Source organism: Sphingomonas sp. 10B4 (assembly GCF_035019905.1).
Taxonomy (GTDB): domain Bacteria; phylum Pseudomonadota; class Alphaproteobacteria; order Sphingomonadales; family Sphingomonadaceae; genus Sphingomonas; species Sphingomonas glacialis.
The window spans coordinates 1-252 of record NZ_JASJVC010000447.1 but is presented as its reverse complement, the minus strand read 5'-3'; the positions used below and the strand labels follow the sequence as shown (position 1 = coordinate 252).

Sequence of the window (252 nt, the reverse complement as noted above, 5' to 3'; positions counted from 1 at the left end):
GGATAGTGTAAGCTGGGATTTAATACCAGGGCAGTTGCTTTGTAACAAGCATTTTGCACGTACTAACAAGTTTACGGCAGATCCGAAAATTAATGGTACTGCGTTAAGTAGTGATTATAAGAAAAGCGGCTACGATCAAGGCCACCAGATGCCGGCACAGGATAACACCTGCGATTCAATAGGGCAGGTTGAATGCTTTTTCTTCAGCAACATGGTGCCGCAAACACCCGAACTAAATCGCATCACTTGGAA

At 44.4% G+C, this 252-nt stretch carries 1 protein-coding gene; it reads left to right on the top strand.

Translation table 11 applies throughout. The annotated features are described in order from the left end of the window. Positions 1–252 (top strand): DNA/RNA non-specific endonuclease (locus tag QN347_RS20445; protein ID WP_323494494.1); only part of this gene is annotated, 252 nt, incomplete at both ends.